General features: G+C 69.4%; 10 protein-coding genes and 2 pseudogenes. 9 read left to right on the top strand and 3 right to left on the bottom strand.

The features are described 5' to 3' along the window. A partial coding sequence (locus Y694_RS26130) for a hypothetical protein (protein WP_231497744.1) occupies positions 1 to 198 on the bottom strand: 198 nt, incomplete at its 3' end. On the opposite strand from Y694_RS26130, the gene Y694_RS26125 reads away from it, so the two are divergent. Then, entirely contained in the window at positions 187 to 462 is a 276-nt protein-coding gene (locus tag Y694_RS26125) for a CAP domain-containing protein (RefSeq protein ID WP_051495858.1), read from the top strand. The genes Y694_RS26130 and Y694_RS26125 overlap by 12 nt on opposite strands. Positions 463 to 496: 34 nt before the next feature. Here the strand turns inward: Y694_RS26125 and Y694_RS17315 are convergent, their stop codons facing one another. Further along, complete coding sequence (locus tag Y694_RS17315; protein ID WP_036234773.1) at positions 497 to 1,687, bottom strand: MnmA/TRMU family protein; 1,191 nt, start codon at positions 1,685 to 1,687, stop codon at positions 497 to 499. Positions 1,688 to 1,689: 2 nt separating this feature from the next. Then, positions 1,690 to 2,181, bottom strand: a complete 492-nt coding sequence (locus tag Y694_RS17310; RefSeq protein WP_036234772.1) for an NUDIX hydrolase — start codon at positions 2,179 to 2,181, stop codon at positions 1,690 to 1,692. 78 nt (positions 2,182 to 2,259) lie between these two features. Between Y694_RS17310 and Y694_RS17305 the strand changes: the two genes are divergently transcribed. From Y694_RS17305 to Y694_RS17270, 8 genes and pseudogenes are all read left to right on the top strand, one after another. Further along, a complete protein-coding gene (locus Y694_RS17305) occupies positions 2,260 to 3,378 on the top strand; it encodes a Re/Si-specific NAD(P)(+) transhydrogenase subunit alpha (protein ID WP_011831141.1) in 1,119 nt (372 codons plus the stop codon). Further along, a pseudogene (gene panD / locus Y694_RS17300) lies at positions 3,375 to 3,736 on the top strand (aspartate 1-decarboxylase). Before Y694_RS17305 ends, panD begins: the two are co-directional and overlap by 4 nt. Before the next feature lie 18 nt (positions 3,737 to 3,754). After that, positions 3,755 to 4,075: an NAD(P) transhydrogenase subunit alpha gene (locus tag Y694_RS17295; RefSeq protein WP_011831143.1), complete on the top strand. Its 321-nt coding sequence runs from the start codon at positions 3,755 to 3,757 to the stop codon at positions 4,073 to 4,075. 3 nt (positions 4,076 to 4,078) lie between these two features. Further along, positions 4,079 to 5,500, top strand: coding sequence for an NAD(P)(+) transhydrogenase (Re/Si-specific) subunit beta (locus tag Y694_RS17290; protein ID WP_011831144.1), 1,422 nt, complete (start codon positions 4,079 to 4,081; stop codon positions 5,498 to 5,500). A gap of 146 nt (positions 5,501 to 5,646) precedes the next feature. Then, positions 5,647 to 7,320 carry a long-chain-fatty-acid--CoA ligase gene (locus tag Y694_RS17285; RefSeq protein WP_036234775.1) on the top strand — a complete coding sequence of 558 codons (1,674 nt, stop codon included), beginning with the start codon at positions 5,647 to 5,649 and terminating at the stop codon, positions 7,318 to 7,320. Positions 7,321 to 7,450: 130 nt separating this feature from the next. Then, positions 7,451 to 7,957 (top strand): hypothetical protein, encoded by a 507-nt coding sequence (locus tag Y694_RS17280; protein WP_036234770.1) that lies wholly within the window; start codon positions 7,451 to 7,453, stop codon positions 7,955 to 7,957. A 28-nt stretch (positions 7,958 to 7,985) separates the two neighbouring features. Further along, positions 7,986 to 8,747 carry a 5'-methylthioadenosine/adenosylhomocysteine nucleosidase gene (locus Y694_RS17275; protein ID WP_036234768.1) on the top strand — a complete coding sequence of 254 codons (762 nt, stop codon included), beginning with the start codon at positions 7,986 to 7,988 and terminating at the stop codon, positions 8,745 to 8,747. A 79-nt stretch (positions 8,748 to 8,826) separates the two neighbouring features. Continuing rightward, positions 8,827 to 9,215 (top strand): annotated as a pseudogene (locus Y694_RS17270) (hypothetical protein); the annotation flags it as partial.

Below are 9,215 nucleotides of genomic sequence, written 5' to 3'. Positions count from 1 at the left end.
CGCCCCGCTCGCCACCGGCGCGGAGATCAGCTGCGGCTTCGCCGACTTCCAGGCCGAGGCGCTGCGCCTCGTCAATGCGCGCCGCGCGGCCGGAGCCACCTGCGGCGCGCGCGGCAGCTTCGCCGCCGTCCCGGCGCTGGCCTGGACGCGCAACTCGCCCAGGCCGCCTACCGCCACAGCCGCGACATGGCCGACCACGATCACTTCTCGCACACCGGGACGGACGGCAGCACGCTCGGCGCCCGCGTCGACGCAGCGGGCTACGCCTGGTCCGGCGTGGGCGAGAACATCGGGGCCGGCTACGGTTCGCTGCAGTCGGTAGTAGACGGCTGGATGGCCAGCGACGGCCACTGCGCCAACCTGATGAGCCCGGGCTACACGGAGCTCGGCCTCGCCTGCGCGCGCAACAACGCCAGCAGCTACGGCCTGTACTGGACGCTGGACCTGGCGCGCCCGCGGTGAGGCAGAGGCCCCCGGGCCTGCGGCCGCGCCAGCCTCAGGCCGCCGCGGCGATCACGCCGCCGCCTAGGCAGACCTCGCCGTCGTACAGCACCGCCGACTGGCCCGGCGTCACCGCCCACTGCGGCACACCGAAGTCGAGCCGGAAGCGACCGTCGGCACCCGGCGCCAGCACGCAGGACGCGTCGGCCTGGCGGTAACGGGTCTTGGCCGCCAGTGCGCCCGGCGCCGGCGGGGTGCCGGCGATCCAGCTGGCGTCGTCTGCCTCCAGCCGGAACGACTGCAGCCACGGATGGTCGTGGCCCTGCACCACGTACAGCGTGTTGTGCGGACGGTCCTTGCGGGCCACGAACCAGGGTGCATGGTCGGCCCCGCCGCGCGCCGCGCCGCGCTCCTTCACGCCACCGATGCCGATGCCCTTGCGCTGGCCCAGCGTGTAGAAGGACAGCCCCACGTGCTCGCCGAGCGTGCGGCCGCGCTCGTCCTTGATCGGCCCCGGCGCGTGCGCGAGGTAGCGGTTCAGGAACTCGCGGAACGGGCGCTCGCCGATGAAACAGATGCCGGTCGAGTCCTTCTTCGCCGCCACCGGCAGCCTGATCTCCGCGGCGATGCGACGCACCTCGGTCTTCGGCAGCTCGCCCACCGGGAACAGCGTGCGCGCCAGCTGCGCCTGGCTCAGGCGGTGCAGGAAATAGCTCTGGTCCTTGCTCGCGTCCAGCCCCTTGAGCAACTCGAAGCGGCCGCCCGCCTCGCGCACCCGGACGCGGTCGAGCGCGCCGGCGCTCGACTCGTCAAGAGGCCCATCGGGCATGCCGGGGAGCGCCGGTGCGCGGCGAACCCGGGCGTAATGTCCGGTGGCGATCTTGCCGGCGCCCAGCCGCAGGGCATGGTCCAGGAAGGCCTTGAACTTGATCTCGGCGTTGCACAGGACATCGGGGTTGGGTGTGCGGCCGGCCTCGTACTCGCGCAGGAACTCGGCGAACACGCGGTCCCGGTACTCGGCAGCGAAGTTGACGTGCTCGATCTCGATGCCGATCACGTCGGCCACGCTGGCGGCATCGAGGAAGTCCTGGCGCGACGAGCAGTATTCGTCGTCATCGTCGTCCTCCCAGTTCTTCATGAACAGGCCGACCACCTCATGACCCTGCTGCTTCAGCAGCCAGGCGCTGACCGCGGAGTCGACCCCGCCGCTCAGCCCGACCACCACCCGCTCCTTCTTCGCGCTCATCCTCAGGATTTTTCCACCGGATCGTAGAGGCCGGGGTCGACGAAGACCGTGCCGAGCGGATGGCGAATGCCGGCCAGGTGGTCATCGACATTGCGCTGCAGCGCCGGGCTGCGGTGGCGGTGGGCGTTGGCGCGGATCTCCTCGGGCGTCATCCACAGCGTGCGCAGGATGCCCTTGTCGAGCGCACGGCCGGGCACCGGCTCGCCGACGCTGCCGCAGTAGGAGAAGCGCAGGTAGGTCACGTCCTCGTTGCGGGCGCTGCGGATGAAGCGCGACATGTAGACGCCGAGCAGCGCGGTCGGCGTGAACACGCAGGCGGTCTCCTCGAGCACCTCGCGCACCACCGCCTCGAGCAACGACTCCCCCGGATCGAGGTGACCGGCCGGCTGGTTGAGGCAGATGCCTTCGGGCGTCTGCTCTTCCACCAGCAGGAAACGACCCTGGTTTTCGATGACCGCAGCCACGGTCACGGCAGGTTTCCATCTTTGTTTCATGCACGATCGTAAGGGGGACGGTCTCCGGATTGTGTAAGCTCCGCCCCCAAACACAACAAGCCCTGAGGAGGCAGCACCATGCGCATCGGCGTGCCGCGCGAGACGGCTGCGGGAGAAACCCGCGTTGCCGCGACCCCCGAGACGGTCAAGAAGCTCAAGGCACAGGGCCACTCGCTGCATGTGCAGGCGGGCGCCGGCCTGAGCGCCAGCGTCACCGACGAGGCCTACGTGGCCGCCGGTGCCGAGATCACCGACGCGGCCGGCGCCTTCGGCTGCCCGCTGGTGCTGAAGGTGCGCGCACCCTCGGTGGCCGAGCGCGCGCTGATCCCGGCGTCGACGGCGCTGATCGGCATGCTCAACCCCTTCGACAAGGACGGGCTGCAGGGCCTGACCGACGCGAAGCTGACCGCCTTCGCCCTCGAGGCCGCTCCGCGCACCACGCGCGCGCAGAGCATGGACGTGCTGAGCTCGCAGGCCAACCTGGCTGGCTACAAGGCGGTGATGATCGGCGCCGACCGCTACCAGCGCATCTTCCCGATGCTGATGACGGCCGCCGGCACCGTGAAGGCCGCGCGGGTGGTGATCCTGGGCGTGGGGGTGGCCGGGCTGCAGGCCATCGCCACCGCCAAGCGCCTGGGCGCCGTCATCGAGGCCTCCGACGTGCGCCCCTCGGTGAAGGAGCAGGTGGAGTCGCTGGGCGCCAAGTTCATCGACGTGCCCTACGAGACCGCCGAGGAGAAGGAAGCCGCCGAGGGCGTGGGCGGCTACGCCCGCCCGATGCCGCCGTCGTGGCTGGAACGCCAGAAGGTCGAGGTCGCCAAGCGCGTGGCCCAGGCCGACATCGTGATCACCACCGCGCTGATCCCGGGCCGCCCGGCGCCGGTGCTGGTGACCGAGGACATGGTCAAGGCCATGAAGCCCGGCTCGGTGATCGTCGACATGGCCGCACCCCAGGGCGGCAACTGCCCGCTGACCGAGGCCGGCCGCACGGTGGTGAAGCACGGCGTCACGCTGGTCGGCGAGACCAACCTGCCCGCGCTGGTGGCCGCCGATGCGTCGGCGCTGTATGCGCGCAACGTGCTCGACTTCCTGAAGCTCGTGCTCGAGAAGGACGCCGCGGCGCTGAAGATCGACCTCGAGGACGACATCGTCAAGGCCTGCCTGATGTGCCGCGACGGGCAGTTGCTCAGAACATGAATCGCCTGATGCTCCGCGCGAAGCTCCATCGCGCCACGGTGACCGAGGCCGACCTGCATTACGAAGGCTCGTGCGGCATCGATGCCGCCCTGCTGGAGGCCGCCGACATGCGCGAGTTCGAGCAGATCGAGCTCTACAACGTCAACAACGGCGAACGCTTCTCCACCTACGTCATCCCGGCACCGCCGGGCTCGGGCGTGATCTCGCTCAATGGCGCCGCGGCCCGCAAGGCCCATGTCGGCGACCTGCTGATCATCTGCACCTACGCCCCGATGAACGACGCCGAGGTCGCGACGCACAAGCCAAGGTGGTGCTGCTCGGGCCGGGCAACCGCATCGAGTCGGTCCGCAAGTTCTGATCCCCAGGAGACAACAAGATGGACATCGTCAGTCCCACCATCCTCAACCTGATCATCTTCGTGCTGGCCATCTACGTCGGCTACCACGTGGTGTGGACCGTCACGCCGGCGCTGCACACGCCGCTGATGGCGGTGACCAATGCCATCTCGGCCATCGTGATCGTCGGCGCGATGCTCGCCGCCGCCCTGACCGAGACCGGCCTAGGCAAGACCATGGGCGTGCTGGCGGTGGCGCTGGCTGCGGTGAACATCTTCGGCGGCTTCCTCGTCACGCGCCGCATGCTGGAGATGTTCAAGAAGAAGGACAAGAAGCCCGCAGCGACGGCGCAGGGGAAGTAAGCCATGAGCCTCAATCTCGTCACCCTGCTCTACCTGGTCGCCAGCGTCTGCTTCATCCAGGCCTTGAAGGGCCTGAGCCACCCGACCACCTCGATCCGCGGCAACCTGTTCGGCATGGTCGGCATGGCGATCGCCACGCTGACCACCGCGGCACTGATCGTCAAGCTGGCCGGCTCGGCCCTCGGGCTTGGCTGGGTCCTGGTCGGCCTGGTGGTCGGCGGCGGCTATGGCGCGTGGCGCGCCAAGACGGTCGAGATGACCAAGATGCCCGAGCTGGTGGCCTTCTTCCACAGCATGATCGGCCTGGCGGCAGTGTTCATCGCGGTCGCCGCGGCGGTCGAGCCCTGGGCCTTCGGCATCGTCGAAAAGGGCGGCGCGGTGCCGGTGGGCAACCGCGTCGAGCTGGCGCTGGGCGCGGCCATCGGCGCCATCACCTTCAGCGGTTCGGTGATCGCCTTCGGCAAGCTCTCGGGCAGCTACAAGTTCCGCCTGTTCCAGGGCGCGCCGGTGGTGTTCAAGGGGCAGCATGCGCTGAACGCCGTGCTCGGCCTGGCGCTGCTGTTCTTCATCGTCGGCTACGCGATCAGCGAGTCCAAGCTGGACTTCGCGCTGCTGCTCGCGCTGGCCTTCGTGATCGGCGTGACCATCATCATCCCGATCGGCGGCGCCGACATGCCGGTGGTGGTGTCCATGCTCAACAGCTACTCGGGCTGGGCCGCTGCGGGCATCGGCTTCTCGCTGAACAACAGCATGCTGATCATCGCCGGCTCGCTGGTGGGCAGCTCGGGCGCGATCCTGAGCTACATCATGTGCAAGGCGATGAACCGCTCGTTCTTCAACGTGATCCTGGGCGGCTTCGGCGGCGACGCCACGGCGGCCACCGCCGGCAAGGCCGAGGCCCGGCCGGTCAAGAGCGGCAGCGCCGACGACGCGGCCTTCGTGCTGGGCAATGCCGAGACGGTGGTGATCGTGCCGGGCTACGGTCTGGCGGTGGCGCGTGCGCAGCATGCGGTCAAGGAGCTGGCCGAGAAACTCACGCACAAGGGCGTGACGGTCAAGTACGCGATCCATCCGGTGGCCGGGCGCATGCCGGGCCACATGAACGTGCTGCTGGCCGAGGCCGAGGTGCCCTACGACCAAGTGTTCGAGATGGAGGACATCAACGGCGAGTTCGGCCAGGCCGACGTGGCCATCATCCTGGGCGCCAACGACGTGGTGAACCCGGCGGCGATGACCAAGGGCAGCCCGATCTACGGCATGCCCATCCTCGAGGCCTACAAGGCCAAGACGATCATCGTCAACAAGCGCTCGATGGCCGCCGGCTACGCGGGCCTGGACAACGAGCTGTTCTACATGGACAAGACCATGATGGTCTTCGGTGATGCCAAGAAGGTCGTCGAGGACATGGTCAAGGCCATCGAGTGAGCCATCGCCCCGCGGCTCGGGGCCTCGCTTCGAAGGGATGATGCCGGCGGGCCCTAGACAGCCCGCTCCAGCACGGGCTATCGCATTCCCTGAGAGAGGCCCTGTCAGCGCGAAGTCAGAATGACTTTTCGCGTATGGAGCTGCCCATGGACCCCATCTGGCTCGAGCACTACCCGGCCGGCGTGCCGCACAACGTCGACGTTGCGCAGTACCCCTCGCTGGTCGCGCTGATCGACGACAGCTTCAAGAAGTTCGGCAGCCTGCCCGCCTACAAGTTCATGGGCAAGGCCTTCAGCTTCGCCCAGGTCGACGAGATGTCGCGCTCGCTCGCGGCCTACCTGCAGACGCTGGGCCTGGCCGCCGGCGACCGCGTCGCGGTGATGATGCCCAACGTGCCGCAGTACCCGGTCACGGTGGCCGCGATCCTGCGTGCCGGCTACGTGGTGGTCAACGTCAACCCGCTGTACACGCCCCGCGAGCTGGAGCACCAGCTCAAGGATTCGGGCGCGAAGGCCATCGTGATCGTCGAGAACTTCGCGCACGTGCTGCAGAAGGTGATGTCGACGGTGCCGACGAAGAAGGTGGTGGTCACGGCGCTCGGCGACCTGCTCGGCTTCCCGAAGTCGCTGATCGTCAACACCGTGGTGCGCAAGCTGAAGAAGATGGTGCCGGCGTTCGAGCTGCCGGGCGCGGTGCGCTTCAACGACGCGCTGGCCGCCGGCCGCGGCAAGTCGTACACGGCGGCCAAGGTGGGACCGGACGACATCGCGGTGCTGCAGTACACCGGCGGCACCACCGGCGTGAGCAAGGGCGCGGTGCTGCTGCACCGCCACCTGGTCGCCAACATCCTGCAGTCGGAGGCCTGGTACCAGCCGGCCCTGAAGAAGATCCCCGCCGGCGAGCAGATCAACACCGTGTGCGCGCTGCCGATCTATCACATCTTCGGCTTCAACACGAACATGATGCTGGGCCTGCGCATGGGCGGCTGCAACATCCTGATCGCCAACCCGCGCGACCTGCCGACGATGTTCAAGCAGTTGCGCGGCGAGCGCATCCACAGCTTCCCGGCAGTCAACACGCTGTTCAACGCGATGGCGCATCACGCCGACTTCGGCAGCGTCGACTGGAGCCATCTGAAGATCTCGGTCGGCGGCGGCATGGCGGTGCAGAGCGCCACCGCCAAGCTCTGGCTCGAGAAGACCGGCTGCCCCATCGTGGAGGGTTACGGCCTGTCGGAGACTTCGCCCTCGGCCACCTGCAACCCGGTCGACAGCAGCGCCTACAGCGGCAACATCGGCCTGCCGATGCCCAACACCCTGCTGAAGCTGATCGACGACGACGGCCACGAGGTGCCGCCGGGCACGCCGGGCGAGATCGCAATCAAGGGCCCGCAGGTGATGGCCGGCTACTGGCAGCGTCCCGACGAGACCGCGAAGGTGATGACGGCCGACGGCTACTTCCGCTCCGGCGACATCGGCGTGGTCGACGAGCGCGGCTACTTCAGGATCGTCGACCGCAAGAAGGACATGATCCTGGTGAGCGGCTTCAACGTCTACCCGAACGAGGTCGAGGAAGTGGTGACGCAGATGCCGGGCGTGCTGGAGTGCGCCGCCATCGGCGTGGCGGACGCCAAGTGCGGCGAGGCAGTCAAGCTGGTGATCGTGCGCAGCGACCCCGCGGTCACCGAGGAACAGGTGCGCGCCTATTGCGAGGCCAACCTGACGGGCTACAAGCGGCCGAAGATCGTCGAATTTCGCACCGAGCTGCCCAAGACGCCGGTCGGCAAGATCCTGCGCCGCGAGCTGCGCGACAAGGCCTGAGCCGCGACGCCACGGCGTGCGCAGGGTCACGGGCTTCGGTCTATCGTCACCCACCGCGGCACGCTGGCCGAAGTCGGCCCGTACACTGCGCGCTGGATCGTACCGAGGCAGAGCAAGCTGTTGATGCACGATGGCCGATCGCTACACGAAGACTGAGACGGGCCGCGCCGAGATCCGCGCCCGCGTCCACGCACTGACACGCACCGCCCGCAATCTGCTGCTGATCATCGATCCCAGCCGGGACGGCGCGAACTGGGTGTCCATGGTGCAGGGCGCCAGCGCCGCAGACCTGCAGACGCTCGTCGATGCCGGCCTCGTGAGCCCGCTCGGTGGCCCAAGCGTCGCGCCGAGCCTGCCACCGGCCGAACCCGCACCGTCCGCCGCCACGGCCACCGCGACCGGCCCGGGCGCGCTGGAGGCGTCGTCGCTGTCCTACTCGGACCTCTACGACCTGCTGCCCGGCCTGGCGAAGCAGCACCTGGGCCTGATGAAGGGCTACCGCTTCGTGCTGGCGATCGAGAAGGCCGATGGTCTGGTCGGCCTGCAATCGGTGGCCCGCGACCTGCTGACCGAGATCGAGCGCGCCAAGGGGACCGCAGTGGCTCGCTCCGCGCGGCGCGCCTTGCTGCTGCCCTGATCGGCAGCACGCACTGACAGGACCCGCCATGGGGTTGCGCTTCGCACTCGTCGCGGCTCTCGAAGAGGAACTGCGCACCTTGCTCGCGGCGCTGCAATCGCCCGTGACCGAGCACCATGCCGGCCGGGCCTTCCACCGCGGCCGGCTCGATGGCCACGAGGTGGTGCTGGTGCGTTCGGGCATCGGCAAGGTGGCCGCGGCCACCACCGCGCTGCTGCTGGCCGACCGCTACGGCGTCGATGCGCTGGTGTTCACCGGCGTGGCTGGCGCGTTGCAGCCCGCAGCGTCGATCGGCGACGTGGTGGTCGCGCGCGAGCTGCTGCAGCACGACATGGACGCCTCGCCGCTGTTTCCGCGCCACGAAGTGCCGCTGACCGGCCGCTCGCGTTTCCCGACCGACGCGGACCTCAGCGACGCGCTGGTGCGCGCGGCGCGCGACGCACTGGAGGCCGAGCGCATCGGGCTCGACTCCAGCTTCGCCGCACTCGGCATCGACCGCCCGCGTGTGCACGAGGGCCTGGTGGTCAGTGGTGACCGCTTCGTCGCGACCTCGCTCGAGCGCACCGCCCTGCGCACCGAACTGCCCGATGCGCTGGCCGTGGAGATGGAGGGGGCGGCGGTGGCCCAGGTCTGCCTCGATTGCGACCTCCCCTTCGCAGTGCTGCGCACGCTGTCCGACTGCGCCGACGACAGCGCCCACGTGGACTTCGGCCGTTTCGTCGCCGAGGTGGCCGGCCCGCTGGGCGCGGCCATCGTGCGCACCTGGCTGCGCCGCGTCGAACCGGCGTGAACCGCGCCCTCGCCCGGCTGGGGCGCTCGCTGCGCGCCATTGCCGGCGTGCCGGTCGCGCTGCTGATCCTGTTCGAGGAATGGGGCTGGCGACCGCTGTCGCGCGCACTCGGCCGCCTGGCCCGCTGGCCGCCGATCGCGCGCCTGGAGGACCGCCTGCGGCGGGCGCCGCCGCGCTCGCGCTGACCCTGTTCCTGGCGCCGACGCTGGGGCTGCTGCCCGTCAAGCTGCTCGCGCTGGGGCTCGTCCACGCCGGTCATGCGGCGCTGGGCCTGGCGCTGATCGCCGCGGCCAAGCTGCTCGGCACCGCCCTGCTCGGCCGCCTGTTCGTGCTGACCGAGCCGCAGCTGCGCCACTACCGCTGGCTGGCGCGTGCGCTCGACACCTGGTCGGCCTACAAGCAGCGCGCCAAGCGTGGTGGCGCGCGACGCCGATCGCGCAGGCTGTCGCGCGGGCTGTCGCGCGGGCC

The sequence above is a fragment of the Methylibium sp. T29-B genome (genome assembly GCF_000576225.1).
Taxonomy (GTDB): domain Bacteria; phylum Pseudomonadota; class Gammaproteobacteria; order Burkholderiales; family Burkholderiaceae_C; genus Methylibium; species Methylibium petroleiphilum.
The sequence above is the reverse complement of the archived record's forward strand: the minus strand, read 5'-3'. Positions and strand labels throughout refer to the sequence as shown.